The sequence below is a fragment of the Citrobacter sp. BDA59-3 genome (assembly GCF_015167655.1).
GTDB classification, from domain to species: Bacteria; Pseudomonadota; Gammaproteobacteria; order Enterobacterales; family Enterobacteriaceae; genus Phytobacter; species Phytobacter diazotrophicus.
Map to the genome: position 1 here is coordinate 1,345,764 of NZ_CP063427.1, position 15,832 is coordinate 1,361,595.

Sequence of the window (15,832 nt, forward strand, 5' to 3'; positions counted from 1 at the left end):
CGTTTTCTCCTGTAGTGCTTTGGTTAGTGATGTTCTTTTCCCCTCACACTGACCCTCTCCCCGAAGGGGACGAGGGGACGATCGCGCCGGGGCTGGCCTTTTCCCCTCTCCCTTGAGGGAGAGGGCTGGGGTGAGGGGGAGCAGGCCGCACCCCCTCAACTACGCTGATTGCGCCATCGGGTTATTCGGGTGCGTCGTCCAGTTGGCATACTGGTCCGTCACCACCTTGCCGGTACGCTTATCCACTTCGCCGGGTTGCAGACTGCGCAGTGAAATGCAGTTCTCCACCGGGCAAATCGAGGCACACAGGTTGCAGCCGACACAATCCTCTTCGCGCACTTCGAAACGCCGTTCGTCACCGGTAGTGGCGGAAATCGCCTGGTGCGACGTGTCCTCACACACCAGATGGCAGCGCCCGCACTTAATGCACGACGCCTGGTCGATCACCGCTTTATCTACGTGATTGAGATTGAGATAGCGCCAGTCGGTAACGCTTGGCAGCGCCATGCCGCGAAAGTCTTCGAGGGTCTGGAATCCTTTCTGATCCATGTAGTTCTCAAGGCCGCTTATCATGTCGCGCACAATCTGGAAGCCATGAACCATCGCGGCGGTACAGACCTGCACCGTTGCGCACCCCAGCGCGATAAACTCCGCCGCATCGCGCCAGGTGGAGATGCCGCCAATGCCGGAAATCGGCAGACCACGGGTTTGCGCGTCGCGGCCAATTTCCGAGACCATATTCAGCGCAATCGGCTTCACCGCCGGGCCACAATAGCCGCCGTGTGAACCCTGGCTGCCGGTATGCGGCGACATCAACATCTGATCGAGATCGACGCCAATCACTGAATTAATGGTGTTGATAAGCGACACGGCATCCGCGCCGCCCGCTTTCGCGGCTCTCGCCGGGTAACGAATGTCGGTGATATTCGGCGTCAGTTTGACGATCACCGGCAGGCTGCAATATTGTTTGCACCAGCGGGTGACCATTTCTATATATTCCGGTACCTGGCCGACCGCCGCGCCCATCCCGCGCTCGCTCATGCCATGCGGGCAACCGAAGTTAAGCTCGATACCGTCTGCCCCCGTGGCTTCTACCTGCGGCAGAATGGTTTTCCACGCTTCTTCTTCGCAGGGCACCATGATCGACACCACTACCGCCCGGTCGGGCCAGCGTTTTTTGACGCGGGTAATCTCTTCAAGGTTGATGGCCAGCGTACGGTCAGTGATGAGCTCGATATTATTCAGCCCCAGAACGCGCCGATCGGTCCCGAGTAGCGTGCCGTAGCGCGGCCCACTGACATTCACCACATGCGGATCCAGCCCCAGCGTTTTCCACACCACGCCGCCCCAGCCCGCCTGAAAGGCGCGTTCCACGTTGTACTCTTTGTCGGTGGGCGGCGCAGACGCCAGCCAGAACGGATTGGGACTTTTGATGCCCAGAAAATCGGTATGCAGACTAGCCATGCGAGTGCTCCTGAAATGAGATGGCGTTAGCGGCGTCGGAGATAGTGAGGGCCAGCGCGATAGAGCGGGCGGCGAGTTTGCCCTGGCGTACGGCATCGACCGTCAGGTCAAGGCCGCCCGCACAGCAGTCACCTCCGGCCCAGACATCCGCCAGCGAGGTGCGACCGCACTCGTCGGTGGCAATACGCCCGTGTTTAAGTTGGATGGCTTGTCCGACAGGGGCGCTGTCGAAGGTCTGACCTATGGCTTTAAGCACCATGTCGGCTTCCAGCGTGAAGGTCTCATCGCTGACTTCCCCTTGCCGCACTACGCTGAACGTCACGCCGGTCAGTTGGTGATTGTGCTGCTCGAAGCGCAGAGGGGCGGCCCAAAGGCGTATCGTTACACCATTAAGCTGTGCCCACTGGCGCTCTTTTTCTGAAGCTTTCATCTGTGCTTCGCCACGGCGATAGACCAGCGTGACCTCCTGAGCACCAAGCTTTTTCGCCTGAACGGCGGCATCGACGGCGGTCATTCCGCCACCAATCACCACCACTTTGCGGCCAACGGGGAGCTCGCTGAGATCCGCGCACTGGCGCAACCTGGCAATAAAATCTACCGCTTCACAAACGCCTTCAGGTTCTGCGTCGTCGGTTTCCAGTTGGTTAACACCCGCCAACCCAAGGCCGAGAAATACCGCGTCGTGGCTGGCCCGTAACTGCGCGAGGCTGAAATCTTCGCCCAGCGTTTGACCCGTGTGCAGCGTAATACCGCCGATGGAGAGCAACCAGGCCACTTCGCGAGCGGCGAAATCGTCGGTCACTTTGTAGCTGGCAAGGCCGTATTCATTCAGGCCGCCTGCTTTGCTGCGGGCATCAAAGAGATCCACGCTGTGGCCTGCTATCGCCAGATGATGAGCGACGGTAAGCCCGGCAGGACCGGCGCCGACCACGGCAATACGCCTGCCAGTTTCAGGCCCGCGAACGAACAGCGGTTTACCGGGGTTAGCAAAAAAATGATCGGTGGCGTGGCGCTGAAGCAGGCCGATATTAAGTGGGCGACCATCCTGAGCGTTACGTACGCAGGCCTGTTCACACAAGGTTTCGGTAGGGCAGACGCGGCTGCAGATCCCGCCTAACACATTGGCGCGTAAAATGACCTCTGCCGCACCGCGATCGTTGCTCTGGGCGATGCGCTGGATAAAGCTCGGCACATCAATATCCGCCGGGCAGGCCCGGGAGCAGGGGGCGTCAAAGCAGTAGTAACAGCGTTCTGCTTCAATCACCGCCTGGGTGGCCGTTAACGGGGGCGCGCAGTCCGCAAACTCGCGGGTATACGCGTCGGGAGCAAGCCGTGCGGCCTGGATCCCCTGGGCGTGGCTACCTGAATCGTTGCTCATCATGCTTCTCCTGAATTGTCAGTGGGGTTATCTCTCCCCGCGTTAAAATCCTGACCATATGGTTAAGTTTTCGCGTAATAACCATGCTAATTACGTGCCATTTGCGACAAATTTGCTGCATGACGCGTAAATTCAGGGACCCAGAGAAACATGAATAAAATAACCGGACTTTTATTGCTGTTTTTTGGTGCATCTCGCACCTTATTTGACGCTGTTTGCTGCATTTTGCTGCAAGATTCATTCAAGGCCGCAGATCCGCCAGACGCAACGCAAAACATGTTCTGTCGCCCGTTGCTGTGCCGTCTTGCTGTGTGAGTCCTCTCCCAGCACGGCGGCAATCTGGATATCAAAATCCGCATAGGTTTGGGTCATCGACCAGACGGTAAAAAAGAAATGGGTGGTGTCCATCGCAGAGAGCTTGCCGAGCGCAATCCAGCCATCCAGGATGCGGGCCTTTTCCGCTACCAGTTGTCGAAGTTGAGTTTTTAGCAGTGGGTGAACCACCTGCGCGCCTTGCAGGATCTCATTGGCGAACAGGCGGGAGGCTTCCGGGCGGGCAAAACTAAAGCCGATCTTTTTACGGACATACTCTTCCAGCGCGGTTTTGGGATCGGCGCTGGCAGAGATCCCCTCCAGCGGCGCCAGCCAGTCGTGCAGAATGCACTCCAGCACGCGCAAATAAAGGGTTTGTTTATTGCCAAAATAGTAGTGCAGATTGGCTTTGGGCAGGTCGGCGGCATCGGCAATCTGTTGCATAGTGGTGCCGCGAAATCCATAACGGGCGAAGACCCGTTCGGCTGCGGGCATAATGATCGCCTCGTTATCCTGGCGAATACGCCCTTTCTCCAGCGAGACCGCAATGCCGCTCAGCAGGCTTTCGTTCATGACAGGCTCCAGTGAAATCCGCCCTCCCTGGCGGGGGAGGGGTTATTTCAGCTTCGCCGCGGCATCCCAGACGGTATGGGTCATCGCGCTGTCACCCGGATCTTTTTTGATTACCGGGGTATCGCCACCGCTGTGCAGTAAAACATCAATGGTGCGACGGTATGCCGCCGGGTCGAGATAGCCGATTTTCGGTGTGTTGGCGTTAGTGATGAGCTTCGCCACGTTCTCCATCTGGCGAGTCTGTACCTCTTCGGTGGCGGCGCCGGACGCATCTTCAGCAACTACGATTTTCGCCGCCTCTTGCGGGTGTTTCACCGCATAATCCCAGCCTTTGAACGAGGCTTTGAGGAACTTCGCCATTTTGGCGACGAACGCCGGATCTTTCAGGCTGGAATCCAGCACATACAGGCCATCTTCGAGAGTGGAAACGCCCTGATCCTCATACGGGAAGGTGATCAGATCCGCTTCTTTCAATCCTGCGTCGATCAACTGCCAGTATTCGTTGTAATTCATGGTGGAGATACAGGCTGCCTGATCCTGCAACAGTGGATCGACGTTAAAGCCCTGTTTGAGGATGGTAATGTCTTTGCCCGGTTTCAGGTTCAGTTTGCTCATCCAGTTGAAGAAGGGGTACTCATTGCCGCCGTACCAGACGCCCAGCGTTTTACCTTTGAAGTCGGCAGGCGTTTTAATACCGCTCGATTTTTTACAGGTCAGCATCATCCCGGAACGATCGTAAACCTGGGCAATGTTCACCAGCGGCACGCCCGCCTCGCGTGAGGCCAGCGCATCCGGCAGCCAGTTGACGATGACATCCGCCGATTTGCCAGCAATTACCTGAACCGGGGAGATATCCGTACCGCCGGGTTTGATCGTGACATCCAGTCCTTCCTCTTTATAGAACCCTTTTTCCTGCGCCACGTAGTAGCCAGCGAATTGCGCCTGCGGTACCCATTTCAACTGCAGCGTGATTTTCTCTGCCGCGTGTGCTGAAAAGGTAAAAGCCACAGACATTGCCGCCAGCAACAACCCCCGGCGAAAAGCGGAACGTTTCATCATGGGATAACTCCTCGGGTTAGTGTGCATCATCATGTTTTTATGTTGTTTTACTTTTCCGTTGCCATCCCGCGAATCGAGGGATGCCAGAAATTTACGCGGCGATCGAGCCGGACCAGCAAGGTGTAAATCAGCGAACCGGCCAGCGATGACACCACAATCGCTGACCACACAATGGGCATATGCATGCGTGCCGATTCTGTGGAGATACGAAAGCCAAGCCCGGCGGTCGGTGAGCCAAAATATTCGGCGACGATGGCGGTAATCAGCGCCAGGGTGGCGTTCACTTTCAGAGCGCTAAAAATAAAAGGCAGTGCGGCGGGCAGGCGCAGCATGCGCAACTGCTGGTGGGGCGTCGCGGCGTAGCAATACATCAGCTCTTGCTCAAGCTTGCCGCTCGCTTTCAGCCCGGCAAGCGTGCTGACCAGCGCCGGGAAAAAGGTCACCAGAATGACCACGGCAGCTTTTGACGGCCAGTCGAAACCAAACCACATCACCGCGATAGGCGCGACGCCAACCAGCGGTACGGTGCTGGTCAGGCTGGCGACCGGCAGCAGCCCGCGTTGCAGGAAGGGTAATCGGTCGATAAGCAGCGCCACGCCAATGCCTAAACCACAACCCAGCAGATATCCCACCAGCACCGATTTGAGGACCGTTTGTACCAGGTCACCCGCCAGTAGCGAGACGCCGTCGACTAACGCCGTGAGAATATCCAGTGGCGCAGGCAGGATGACCTGCGGAACGGCAAAGCCGGTGACCAGAATCTGCCAGAACCACAGCAGCCAGATGCCGAGCAGCGCGGCGACGGCGGCTGGCGGGACCGGGGCGCTCGCCAGTCGCTGTACGCTGACGGCGGCAAGCAGCGCCAGGGCGAGGGTGCTCAGGCCATTAAACGGCAACAGCGCAAGCCAAAGTGCGCTGCCTGCGAGCGCCGCGGCGAACAGCACGCTACGCAAAGCCGTCTGTGAACAGGCCAGCAGCGAACAGACAACAAGCAGCAGCGCATGGAAACGAAGCCCATAAGCGGCATCGCTGTCTCCGCTTAACTGAATCAGCGACAGAATGGCAACAATGAAGGCGCTGACTAACAGCAGGGTGCCTGGCGTTGTATTTTTTTTCATCATGCCCCCTTACGCTGGCGCATCACCAGCCGTTCGGTCAGGGTTACCAGCCCGGTTAATGCCAGGCCCAGCAGGGAGGCCATCACCAACGCAGACCAGATCTGAATGGTGTTGCCGTAATAGGAGCCGGTGAGCAGCCTTGCCCCCAGCCCGGCCTGTGCGCCGGTGGGCAGCTCCGCCACCATCGTGCCGACCAGACCACTGGCAATGGCGACGCGAAAAGCCGGAAAGAGATAGGGCAAAGAGGAGGGCAGACGCACCATCCAGAAGATATCGACACGTCTGGCGGCATAGGTATGCACCAGTTCCATCTCCATTTTTTGCGGCGAACGCAGCCCCTGCACGGTGGCGATGGTGACCGGGAAAAAGCACAGGTACATGGCGATGGTTGCTTTGGGGAGCATACCCGTAACCCCCAGACTGCCGAGAATAATCAGCACGATGGGGGCAATCGCCAGTACCGGAATGGTTTGCGAGGCGACAATCCACGGCATCAGCGCTTTATCGAGCGTCCGTGAATGGACAATGCACACCGCCAGCAGTACGCCTAACACCACGCCCATGGCGAAACCGGTCAGCGCGGCGCTGGCGGTCACCCAGGTATGCAGTAATAGGTTGCGCGGCGAAGTGAGCGGCCACTGGGTGATGCTGTTCCAGATATCAATAACCAACTGATGCGGCGCAGGCAGCAGCGGACGGGTGGCATTAAGGGAGGCGGCAATCAGGTCTGTGCTTGTCCAGGGGCCGCGCGGGGTCAGCACACGGTCGATCACCCCTGAAGCATTCAGGGCGAAGGCCAGCACGTACCAGAGGATCAACGCCACCAGCAATACGCTGCCGACGGGCAGAACGTGCAGATGCAGACGCTGACTAATGGTCATGATGCCCCTCCACCAGTGCTTCGCGCACGTCGGCGGCGAGCTGTAAAAACGCCGGGGTATCGCGAATGGCAAGGGAGCGCCCGGCGGGAAGCGGGGAGTCAATTACCTTCACAATCCTGCCCGGACGCGGCGACATCACCACAATTTTGGTCGACAGGTAGACGGCCTCGGAAATGGAGTGGGTCACAAAGACCATCGTGCGCTGTTCGTTAAACCACAGTTGTTGTAACTGCTGGTTGAGGTTGTCGCGCGTCAGTTCATCCAGCGCGCCAAAAGGCTCGTCCATCATCAGAATTTTGGGTTCAAAACCTAACGCACGGGCAATGGAGACGCGCTGTTGCATGCCGCCGGAAAGCTGCCACGGATATTTTTTCTCAAAGCCTTTTAGCCCGACGCGTGCCAACTGCTCGCGGGCGATTTCGTCGCAGCGCTCCGGCGGCACGCCCTGGATTTGCAGCGGCAGTTTGACGTTGGCCAGCACGGTGCGCCATGGCAAGAGGACCGGGGCCTGGAAGACATAGCCGTAGGCCCCCGCCTGGCGTGCCTCCGAAGGCGACATATCGTTAACCAGCACTTCGCCGGAGGTGATGGGTTCGAGGTCTGCAATGGCACGCAATAACGTGGTTTTGCCACAGCCGGAAGGGCCGATAAACGAGACAAACTCCCCCTGGCGAATGGTCAGGTTAATGTCTTTGAGCGCATGTACCGGCTGGTCGGCTGCCGGATAAATCACGTTGGCCTGGTTTACCCTGATGGCAGGCCGTGCGGTGGCGGTTGCCGGTTTTAACGGTACGACCGCAGATTCCTCTGCATAAATCAACTGGCTCATTCCAGGCCTCCCCTGTTTTTTGACTAACTGGTTAAGTTTGTTTCTCTATGCCATTTTTGTGCCAGGCGTTAAAAGGCGGTTTTTCGCGCTTTTTGGCGGCAAGATAAGGTTTTTTGATGGCTAAATTGGTGCAAATGTCGACAATGGTGCGTGGTCGTGGGGCAAGGCGGTGTGGGGAAGTCAGGGCGAATTCGGTGAAAAAAGAAGCGGTAGTGTGCAGGTTACACGCCCCCTTCGCAAAGGGGGAGTGACAGTCTGGATGTGGCGGTGTGGCAGATGAGGTTATAGCCCGTATAAGGCGGCTATCAGTCCGACTATTCCGCCTGCGGCCAGTAAAATCAGCGGCGAAAGGCGGGTTTTCAAAAACAGGACAATACAGACCGCAATCGTGGCGAGTTGCAGATAATTATGGATCACCGCTCCGGCGACCAGCGCCCCGCCGGAGATAACCAGCCCGACCGTCAGCGGGATTAACGCATGGTTTAATACGCGTTTCATTTTCTCGTCGGTGTTCTTATTCCATAAGGTTACGCACGCCACCACGATCAGTGAGGAGGGGACGAACTGGCAAACGGTCGACACCATCAGTCCGGCGATGCCCGCAACACGCCAGCCGACCAGTGAGGTAATCATCATATTGGGGCCAGGCGCGGCCTGGGCGAGAGCGAACAGTTCGCTGAACTCCCGTGAGGTCATCCAGTGGTGCACGTCGACCACCTGGCGTTGCAACTCAGGGATAATGGCATTACCGCCGCCCAGGGCTAAAAACGAGAGCTGTAAAAAAATGAAGGCGAGGGAAAACAGCGTTGTCATGATGTGTGTTTCCGGTAGCTCAGCATAATACTCAGCGGCACGGCGACCAGTAAGACTGGCAGCAGCGGCAGGCGGAAAAGGGCAATCGCAACAATGATCCCGCCAAGAATAAGCCACGATGTCAGCGCACGCGGCATTGAGCGCAGGATTTTCAGGCCAGTAGCAATGATAAGCCCCGCGGCAGCGGCGGATATACCGGCAAAGACCGAGGCGACCAGCGGGTTGTCATGCCAGAGCAGCCAGATATTGCCAAGACAGACGATAACCAGCAGCGGTGCGGTCAGTAACCCCACCAGCGCGATAAACCCCCCTTTTATGCCATGGAATTCCACCCCGGTGGCGACGCACAAATTCACGGCATTTCCGCCAGGCAGAAACTGACACAGCCCCAGCAGTTCGGCAAAGCGTTGTTCTGATAGCCAGCGCTTTTTTTCCACCAGCGCCCGGTGCATAAGCGGCAACACCCCGCCAAACCCGGTCACTCCTAACATAAAACAGGCCAGCCAGAGCTGCCCCAATGTGGGTTTCGCGTCAGGCGACGCGGACATCTTCTTATTTTCTTGCACAACGACCTACCTTTAATGGCCGGATCCCTGGCGATCGATAACCTATTTGTAATCATGATGAAATTACAGGAATTTCATTGGCAGAAAAATGATCGCCGCCGGGATCCGCAGCGACAGATATCGCAAGAGGGCGAAGGGATGGTGGGATTTCATCTACGCTAAGGAGATGGACCAACATGCAGGAGGTGCTATGGCTGATATGAATCGTCGCTGTTTTATGAAGATGCTCTCTGGCGCTGCGCTGACGACCCCCTGGTTGCTTGAGGCGGCTGAAAAGGGGCAGTCCGCGGCAGCTTCGGCTCCCGTTACCGGGGCGTTCTTGCTTTCGCCAAAAGAGTGGGTACCCAATAATCCTGTGTTGCCCGTGTTGCTGTATCGTCAGGTGATTCCGGGGCGGGCAACAGCCCAGGACGCGCAGCAGTTGTTTGCGAAAAATGGCTGGCCGCCGCAATGGGTGGACGGGGTGTTTGATTACCACCACTACCACAGCACGGCGCATGAGGTGCTGGGTTTTGTCGGCGGTGAAGCCAGATTGATGTTGGGCGGCCCGGGCGGTAAAGAATTGACCGTGCGGGCGGGCGATGTGGTGGTATTACCTGCCGGGACGGGGCACTGTAATCTCGGCAGTAGCGCGGATTTTTCCGTCGTTGGCGCGTATCCGCCAGGGCAGGATTTCGATCTCTGCCGTGATGCAGCCGATGCGCGAAGGTTAGCCGCGATTGCCAGTGCGACATTTCCTCATAGCGACCCGGTTTTTGGCGCGCAGGGATTGCTTTTAGAGGAATGGCTTTAATCGCGTTACCAGGAATTTTCTTGTTTTATGGCGGGGCTAAATTTGCGGTCTACGCTTAAAGCGCATTAGGAATGCAAAGCTCTCTGTGTATGTAATGATGGTCTTCTCTATTGAAAGACATTGTTGGATAAAAGGTTTTGGACATGTTGCGGCCAGCTCGTGAGAGCTGGCTTTTTTTTAGGCCATTTAGTGGGTTTTTTGGAACCTTTAGGAAATTATGATCGCCGTCATAATTCTGAAAAGCTGGTATGATCTGCTTATTGCCAGGAATTTTCCGATAGACTACTATGGCTTCACCCCCAGACAGAGCTAACGCCACAATAGATAGTGAGTGCCGGAGATAAGCGCCGGGAGGGTAAATAAACTTGAAGTATTTGCTCGATTTAAAACACCAGGCCCTGGCATCTGCCAGGGCTTAATCGTTTTTAGCGCCGCTGTTTTTCTTCACCCTGCGCATTCCGTTATTCCCCTTCGATCGCCGGAAATTCTGTTTATCGTTGCGCTTTGCAATAACCTCTTCTATACACTGCATATTCACGTCGTTACACTTGCGCGACATCCGGCACTGAACCACTGAGAACCCCTATGGATATTGAGAAAATCAAGCAACTGATCAAACTGGTCGAAGCGTCAGGCATCTCCGAACTGGAAATTTCCGAAGGCGAAGGGTCGGTGCGTATCAGTCGCGCGGTCGCTACCCCTGCGACACAGCATACGTATACCCTCCCCGTTATGTCGCAGCCAGCACAGTCAAACGCGGTTGCGCCAGTCGTAACCACAGTGGCGGCAGAGTCTGCTGCCGCACAAATCAGTGGTCACATCGTGCGTTCTCCGATGGTCGGGACCTTCTATCGCACGCCGAGCCCGGATGCCAAAGCGTTCTGTGAAGTCGGCCAGAAAGTGAATGTGGGCGATACCCTGTGTATCGTTGAAGCAATGAAAATGATGAACCAGATCGAAGCGGACAAAGCAGGAGTAGTGAAGGCGATTCTGACGGAAAGTGGTCAGCCGGTTGAGTTTGACGAGCCGCTGGTCGTCATCGAATAACGCGACTGACGACCGGCATATCAGGATGCCCTGCTACCCTAACGGACGAGTGCGATGTTCGCCTGGACCGGGGGGGCCTGGCGAAAAAAATCCTCATGCAGCGCAACCTGGTTACGCCCGCGCTTTTTCGCCGTATAAAGCGCGGCGTCGGCGGCGCTGTACAGGTTTTCAAAATCACTGTTTTTCATGCCAAGGCTGACACCGAAACTGGCGGTCACCAGTTGTTGCGGTAAGACATCCAGCGGTGATGCATTCAGGGAAGAGTGAATGTAACTGGCAATGATCATCGCATCTTCAATGCGGGCTTCCGGCAGTAAAATCGTAAACTCTTCACCGCCGACGCGACCAATGGACGCACTTTCCGGCAGCGCGCGGCGAATGCGCGATACCAGCGCGCAAATCACCCTGTCACCCGTGGGGTGACCATATTCATCATTGATGCGTTTGAAGTGATCAATATCCAGCAGGATCAGGGCGACGTTTGCCTGCGTCAGGGATTTATTGATGTGGTTGATGATGGCGCTGCGGTTAAAGACGGCGGTGAGCGGGTCGTGCGTGGCCTCATACTCAAGCTGCGCCGCCAGTTTTTGCAGTTGCTCATTCATACGGTTCAGTTCACGTTCCGCACGGTCGCTGCGGCTGATCACGCGGTAGGATTCGCGGATCAGGCGTTGATAATGCTTCGCCACGCTCCACAGTTTTTCACGACAGGCGTCTGCGGGCAGCGTGGCGTCTGCCGCTGCCAGGCGAGCCTCTTCGAGTACGGAATATTCCTCCTTGAAAAGCTCATTAATATCTAGCATGCGTCAAGATCCGGGATAAGAAAGACCGCCAGGGAAGGGAAGTCGATACGTAACTCCTGACCGAACTCTTCGGAAATATCGTCTTCTTCGTCATAGTACCAGTGCAGCTCGCAGGCGATACCGCTTTTCGCAAAGCCGTTCAGACACTCGAACAGTTCAAATAACAGCTTGGTGCTGGAGCTATTGAAATAGCTCAGCGCGACATGCAGACGAACCGGTTCATCGGTGGCCGGTTTGTCTTGCAGCCAGTTCTCAATGGCCTGCAAAAGCGGGCGAAAGAACGCCGCGGCATTTTCAGGATAGGCTTCACCTTTAAGCACCAGACGATGTGCTGAAAAATCAAAATTCACTTCCGGTGTGGCCTGGGTTGCGGGCTGCTCAATGGAAGAGGTTAATGTCATATCAGTCATGGCAAAACGTTGCCTTTAGGTGAAAGGCGGACAACGGACTGGCCGCCAGTGGATGAATGCGATACTCCAGTGGCTCACTGGTATCCCGCGCCATGGTCAACAAACCAATGTTCGCGCCCTTGCTTGTGGCAGGCGCTTCACTGCGTAATCCCTGTTTCCAGGCATTGCGGATTTCCGCCTGGGTCATTGTGCGCAGGACTTCGAGGTTTGTTTTTAGCAAAGAGGATTCTTCCGGGCCAACCAGATTTGCGGTTTCGAGGTAATAATTTGCCTGGTCGGTGTGAAAACACAGTGAACCATAGCGCAATTCATCCTGGCCCGTGCACAGAAAGCGTTCATCCGATGAATAGCGAACGATGTTTTGCCCCATCTCGATAAAGACGGAGAATAATTTGCGACGCGTCGCTGAGGAGGCTTCATGTTTATCCAGCCACGTGCGCATCACGTCACCCATCGACACAATGTGCTGTTGGGAAAAATAGCCCGTGTAAAAAAGCTCGACAGCGCTTTGCCGCTGAAGAGTGAAAAGGGGGAGCAAAACCGCTTCTTTGACCTGCAGGTCGCTTATTTTCATTTAATTTATCACCAACGGAAACCAAACCAGGTCATGTCATCACGCGCGGATTGCTTGCCCTGCCAGCTCGTCAGCGCCAGGAGTAGCGCCTCGGAAATGGATGACATCGGCAGCGCACGTTGCTGCAATAACAATGACTGAATACGCTTTTTACCAAACATTATTTCCCGCGGACCGCCAATCTGGTCGGTTACGCCATCGGTTACGATCAACAACTGATCGCCGCGACGTAACGGACGCTGATGACGACGCCACTGATAATCTGTGGCCGTATCTGAATAGCCGATACCTTTGCGGTCGCCGTCAAGATTGACGACCTCTTCGTCGTCCGCGCCGAGCATAAAGGCATGCATACGCGCGTTAGACCAAATGAGTTGCTCATTTTGCGTATCGACAAACACGGCGATGGCGTCACAACCGTCGTTGGACTGGCCCATATCTGCGGTGGGATGACTCTGGCTCAACGTCTGTTTTATATAATGGTTGATTGACGCGAGCAGGCGATCTGGCTCGTGGGCCTGCGCCTGAGTCAGCGCTTTTTCGAGCGCAGACGAAAAAATAAAGGTCATAAACGCACCGGGAACGCCGTGCCCGGTACAGTCGGCCAGCACCAGAAGCCAGCCGTTTTCGCAGCGCTGAAAGGCGTAAATATCGCCGCCGACACAATCACGCGGGTGCCAGTACAGACACCAGTCATTGAGCGTTTGCTCAATGTTTTGCCGTGAGCGGCTGAGCATGGACTCCTGAATGATGCGCGCATATTCAATGCTTTGCATGATTTGCCTATGCTGTTTCGCCTGCAAATCCGATACCGTGCGAATCAGATCAAGACCGAGGCCAATACCGATGTATTGGTTATCTTCGGTCAGGATAAACCCCTCGGTAATCGCTTTATCACCCGTTTCGATGACGCGCTCGGCCAGGTAATCCAGGCCTGCGTCAGCCTCGACAATGAGCGGCGTTTTATCCATAAACGCGATGCAGCTTTTCTGGTCATACAGTTCATGGAAAAACGGACGGCTCATCTGCGAAAGAAAAATGTGGCGGTTAATCATGCCAATAGGGCGATTCTGTTCAAGAACGGGTAAGCCAATCAGTGACTTATGTTCGGAGAACATCGACATAACCTGCACATTATTTGCTTCGGGGGTTACGTGCGGAACGGCAATACGTAACACGCCCGCAGTAAGCTGCCGCGATGAAAGAGGTATATCCATGATCCTGCTGTTTTCCTTGATAAGAATAATCTGAGGATAAAGCCTGATTGTGACGGTTTCATTGCAGCGGATTACAGATGATTATTACGGTAGATTATTGTTCCTAAAGGCAAATCACAGCCACTTTGCCAGAGGCAAAAAAAAGCCCGCACGTGACGCGCGGGCAAATAATACTGGAAGCAATGTGAGCAATGTCGTACCGAATACCTGAGTGATTTACTCAACTACTCGGTGATGAGAAAGATAATCTTTATCATCTTGGTTATCAACCCCAAATTTTGTGCAACTTTCAAAAAAGTGGCGGGGAGGGTTGTGCGGCTGTTCCCTCTCCCTCAAGGGGTGAGGAATCCCCACAAAAAATGCGAGCACGATCGGTTCCCTCTCCTCTTTGGGGAGAGGGTTAGGGTGAGGGGGAAATGCGGCTCTGATGGTCATTCCGTTCACCTTATGTTCCTTGCTTTTCTGTCGCGACAGAACCCGTGAACGTGCCAGGGTGGCTCACCGCCACCACCCTGGCGACCCGGGCTCCCGGCCAGGAAAATCGCCGCTGGCGCGGTCCATGATGCTTATGTCGGCTGACTTTCGGGTCGGGGACCAGCCTGCGTCCTTGCAGGCTATCCCCTCCGCCCGCTTCCCTGCGGGCGGCCCCGGTCAGCCGCCAACGCCTCATCGATTTTCAGCCGGACCCTGTCATCGCTGTCACTGTTTTATTCTTATTAAGCGGCGTTATCGCTGTAAGACGTAAAATTACTGGGGATCTCTCAGCCCTCAAGGGAGAGGGGTAAAAGCGGTTTCCTCGCACCTGGGGAGAGGGTTAGGGTGAGGGGAAAAGGTCACTTTGCGGGAAAATCTACAGCCCCAGCGCCTCAAACTGTTTCCAGCTCACCTCGTCAACGTAGATTCCGTTCTCCAGCCGCTGTTGCCTGGCGCGGGCTTCCGGTTCGCCGGGAAGCAGAACATCGTGCCCCTGCTGGTCGTGCTTCATCCAGTCCAGTTGAGCCATCACCTCCTTAACATAATTCTCACCCGCGCCCAGCCGGGCAGGATCGAAAATAATAGAAAGCATATTATTGATGATGCCCTTGCGCGGCGGGATCTGATGGCTCTCGGTCTCGCCGCCGGTTAGCGCGGCCCCCAACAGGCTGCAAATCAGCGACAACCCTGCGCCTTTATGCCCGCCGAAGGCCAGAAGCGCGCCATATGGCTCCTCCATTAGCCAGCGCGGATCGGTGGTGGGATTACCGTCTGCATCCACCGCACAGCCTGGCGGAATGGCGCGCCCCTCATTCCAGGCAATGCGTGCTTTATTCCCGGCGATGGCGCTGGTGGCGAAGTCCAGAATCACCGGCGCTCGCCCGCTGACCGGCACGCCCACGCAGAAGGGATTGGTGCCAAGGCGCGGGTTGCGTCCCTCAAACGGTAATACCGCAGACGGCGCGGCGACATTCGCAAAATGGATCGACACCAGCCCCTCCGCGGCGACCTGTTCGGCCCAGGCGCCGATACGCCCCAGATGGTGTGAATCCGCAAGGCTTACCAGCGCGACGCCATATTGCTGCGCGCGTTCAATGCCCGCCGTCATTGCCTGCCTGCCGAGAACCTGGCCAAAACCGTAGCCGCCATGAAAAGAGAGAAGGGGGCCAGCATCGCTAATCAGCCGCAACTGCGCCGACGGTTGCAAATCCCCCGCCAGAATGGCGCTGATATAGCGTGGAAGCAGGGTAACGCCGTGTGAATCGTGACCTTTTAGCGAAGCGTCGACGAGGTTGTCAGCGACCTGGCGGGCAATGTCTGGTGGGGTATTTACACGCACGAGATGCTGTTCCAGCAGTGTGCGCAATTGCTGGTGGGTTAATACGGGCATAATTAATCTTACCGCAAGCAGGGTTATTGAGTGTATTTTGACTATAGCGAGGATGCTTTTTTTACATAACCATCAAAAATAACTTAGCTTTGCCACTTTTTAACTATTCATCTCCATAAATCACCGCAAAT

The 15,832-nt window shown here is 56.0% G+C and carries 17 protein-coding genes; 2 read left to right on the plus strand and 15 right to left on the minus strand.

Going from position 1 to position 15,832, the window contains the following annotated elements:
* Positions 1 to 159: 159 nt before the first annotated feature.
* From preA to IP582_RS06270, 9 genes are all read right to left on the minus strand, one after another.
* On the minus strand, positions 160 to 1,464 hold the full coding sequence (gene preA / locus IP582_RS06230; protein ID WP_193795412.1) for an NAD-dependent dihydropyrimidine dehydrogenase subunit PreA: 1,305 nt from the start codon (positions 1,462 to 1,464) through the stop codon (positions 160 to 162).
* Entirely contained in the window at positions 1,457 to 2,845 is a 1,389-nt protein-coding gene (locus IP582_RS06235) for an NAD(P)-dependent oxidoreductase (RefSeq protein ID WP_228007944.1), read from the minus strand. The genes preA and IP582_RS06235 overlap by 8 nt, the downstream gene beginning before the upstream one ends.
* 234 nt (positions 2,846 to 3,079) lie before the next feature.
* The gene (locus tag IP582_RS06240; protein WP_125125149.1) at positions 3,080 to 3,727 is read right to left on the minus strand and encodes a TetR family transcriptional regulator C-terminal domain-containing protein; all 648 of its coding nucleotides are present in this window, start codon (positions 3,725 to 3,727) and stop codon (positions 3,080 to 3,082) included.
* A 42-nt stretch (positions 3,728 to 3,769) separates the two neighbouring features.
* Positions 3,770 to 4,786 (minus strand): ABC transporter substrate-binding protein, encoded by a 1,017-nt coding sequence (locus IP582_RS06245; RefSeq protein ID WP_178107413.1) that lies wholly within the window; start codon positions 4,784 to 4,786, stop codon positions 3,770 to 3,772.
* A gap of 47 nt (positions 4,787 to 4,833) precedes the next feature.
* Positions 4,834 to 5,907, minus strand: coding sequence for an ABC transporter permease (locus IP582_RS06250; protein WP_228007945.1), 1,074 nt, complete (start codon positions 5,905 to 5,907; stop codon positions 4,834 to 4,836).
* Entirely contained in the window at positions 5,904 to 6,785 is an 882-nt protein-coding gene (locus tag IP582_RS06255; protein ID WP_041852248.1) for an ABC transporter permease, read from the minus strand. The genes IP582_RS06250 and IP582_RS06255 overlap by 4 nt, the downstream gene beginning before the upstream one ends.
* Positions 6,775 to 7,614, minus strand: coding sequence for an ABC transporter ATP-binding protein (locus IP582_RS06260; protein WP_071193935.1), 840 nt, complete (start codon positions 7,612 to 7,614; stop codon positions 6,775 to 6,777). The genes IP582_RS06255 and IP582_RS06260 overlap by 11 nt, the downstream gene beginning before the upstream one ends.
* Before the next feature lie 282 nt (positions 7,615 to 7,896).
* A complete protein-coding gene (locus IP582_RS06265; protein WP_169039746.1) occupies positions 7,897 to 8,427 on the minus strand; it encodes a chromate transporter in 531 nt (176 codons plus the stop codon).
* On the minus strand, positions 8,424 to 8,975 hold the full coding sequence (locus IP582_RS06270; protein WP_041852245.1) for a chromate transporter: 552 nt from the start codon (positions 8,973 to 8,975) through the stop codon (positions 8,424 to 8,426). Before IP582_RS06270 ends, IP582_RS06265 begins: the two co-directional genes overlap by 4 nt.
* Before the next feature lie 208 nt (positions 8,976 to 9,183).
* Here IP582_RS06270 and IP582_RS06275 point away from each other — a divergent pair, with 208 nt between their 5' ends.
* Together IP582_RS06275 and accB are read left to right on the plus strand one after the other, a co-directional pair.
* Positions 9,184 to 9,786: a cupin domain-containing protein gene (locus IP582_RS06275; protein WP_228007946.1), complete on the plus strand. Its 603-nt coding sequence runs from the start codon at positions 9,184 to 9,186 to the stop codon at positions 9,784 to 9,786.
* A 585-nt stretch (positions 9,787 to 10,371) separates the two neighbouring features.
* Positions 10,372 to 10,833, plus strand: coding sequence for an acetyl-CoA carboxylase biotin carboxyl carrier protein (gene accB / locus IP582_RS06280; protein WP_193795413.1), 462 nt, complete (start codon positions 10,372 to 10,374; stop codon positions 10,831 to 10,833).
* Positions 10,834 to 10,871: 38 nt separating this feature from the next.
* Here the strand turns inward: accB and IP582_RS06285 are convergent, their stop codons facing one another.
* The 6 genes from IP582_RS06285 to IP582_RS06310 all read right to left on the minus strand — a co-directional run bounded on the left by IP582_RS06285 (position 10,872) and on the right by IP582_RS06310 (position 15,701).
* On the minus strand, positions 10,872 to 11,636 hold the full coding sequence (locus IP582_RS06285; protein WP_041852242.1) for a GGDEF domain-containing protein: 765 nt from the start codon (positions 11,634 to 11,636) through the stop codon (positions 10,872 to 10,874).
* The gene (locus IP582_RS06290) at positions 11,630 to 12,046 is read right to left on the minus strand and encodes a DUF1987 domain-containing protein (RefSeq protein WP_193795414.1); all 417 of its coding nucleotides are present in this window, start codon (positions 12,044 to 12,046) and stop codon (positions 11,630 to 11,632) included. The genes IP582_RS06285 and IP582_RS06290 overlap by 7 nt, the downstream gene beginning before the upstream one ends.
* Positions 12,039 to 12,620 carry a SiaB family protein kinase gene (locus tag IP582_RS06295; RefSeq protein ID WP_041852240.1) on the minus strand — a complete coding sequence of 194 codons (582 nt, stop codon included), beginning with the start codon at positions 12,618 to 12,620 and terminating at the stop codon, positions 12,039 to 12,041. Before IP582_RS06295 ends, IP582_RS06290 begins: the two co-directional genes overlap by 8 nt.
* 8 nt (positions 12,621 to 12,628) lie before the next feature.
* The gene (locus IP582_RS06300) at positions 12,629 to 13,837 is read right to left on the minus strand and encodes a SpoIIE family protein phosphatase (RefSeq protein WP_041852239.1); all 1,209 of its coding nucleotides are present in this window, start codon (positions 13,835 to 13,837) and stop codon (positions 12,629 to 12,631) included.
* A 445-nt stretch (positions 13,838 to 14,282) separates the two neighbouring features.
* Complete coding sequence (locus IP582_RS06305; protein ID WP_193794817.1) at positions 14,283 to 14,507, minus strand: hypothetical protein; 225 nt, start codon at positions 14,505 to 14,507, stop codon at positions 14,283 to 14,285.
* A gap of 180 nt (positions 14,508 to 14,687) precedes the next feature.
* Entirely contained in the window at positions 14,688 to 15,701 is a 1,014-nt protein-coding gene (locus IP582_RS06310) for a malate/lactate/ureidoglycolate dehydrogenase (protein ID WP_193795415.1), read from the minus strand.
* Positions 15,702 to 15,832: the final 131 nt, after the last annotated feature.

Coding starts and splice junctions, on each gene's coding strand:
- accB (WP_193795413.1), top strand. CDS start 10,372: ATGGATATTGAGAAAATCAAGCAACTGATCAAACTGGTCGAAGCGTCA.
- IP582_RS06300 (WP_041852239.1), bottom strand. CDS start 13,837: ATGGATATACCTCTTTCATCGCGGCAGCTTACTGCGGGCGTGTTACGT.
- IP582_RS06235 (WP_228007944.1), bottom strand. CDS start 2,845: ATGATGAGCAACGATTCAGGTAGCCACGCCCAGGGGATCCAGGCCGCA.
- IP582_RS06290 (WP_193795414.1), bottom strand. CDS start 12,046: ATGACTGATATGACATTAACCTCTTCCATTGAGCAGCCCGCAACCCAG.
- preA (WP_193795412.1), bottom strand. CDS start 1,464: ATGGCTAGTCTGCATACCGATTTTCTGGGCATCAAAAGTCCCAATCCG.
- IP582_RS06270 (WP_041852245.1), bottom strand. CDS start 8,975: ATGTCCGCGTCGCCTGACGCGAAACCCACATTGGGGCAGCTCTGGCTG.
- IP582_RS06255 (WP_041852248.1), bottom strand. CDS start 6,785: ATGACCATTAGTCAGCGTCTGCATCTGCACGTTCTGCCCGTCGGCAGC.
- IP582_RS06250 (WP_228007945.1), bottom strand. CDS start 5,907: ATGATGAAAAAAAATACAACGCCAGGCACCCTGCTGTTAGTCAGCGCC.
- IP582_RS06260 (WP_071193935.1), bottom strand. CDS start 7,614: ATGAGCCAGTTGATTTATGCAGAGGAATCTGCGGTCGTACCGTTAAAA.
- IP582_RS06310 (WP_193795415.1), bottom strand. CDS start 15,701: ATGCCCGTATTAACCCACCAGCAATTGCGCACACTGCTGGAACAGCAT.
- IP582_RS06305 (WP_193794817.1), bottom strand. CDS start 14,507: ATGAGGCGTTGGCGGCTGACCGGGGCCGCCCGCAGGGAAGCGGGCGGA.
- IP582_RS06285 (WP_041852242.1), bottom strand. CDS start 11,636: ATGCTAGATATTAATGAGCTTTTCAAGGAGGAATATTCCGTACTCGAA.
- IP582_RS06240 (WP_125125149.1), bottom strand. CDS start 3,727: ATGAACGAAAGCCTGCTGAGCGGCATTGCGGTCTCGCTGGAGAAAGGG.
- IP582_RS06275 (WP_228007946.1), top strand. CDS start 9,184: ATGGCTGATATGAATCGTCGCTGTTTTATGAAGATGCTCTCTGGCGCT.
- IP582_RS06245 (WP_178107413.1), bottom strand. CDS start 4,786: ATGATGAAACGTTCCGCTTTTCGCCGGGGGTTGTTGCTGGCGGCAATG.
- IP582_RS06295 (WP_041852240.1), bottom strand. CDS start 12,620: ATGAAAATAAGCGACCTGCAGGTCAAAGAAGCGGTTTTGCTCCCCCTT.
- IP582_RS06265 (WP_169039746.1), bottom strand. CDS start 8,427: ATGACAACGCTGTTTTCCCTCGCCTTCATTTTTTTACAGCTCTCGTTT.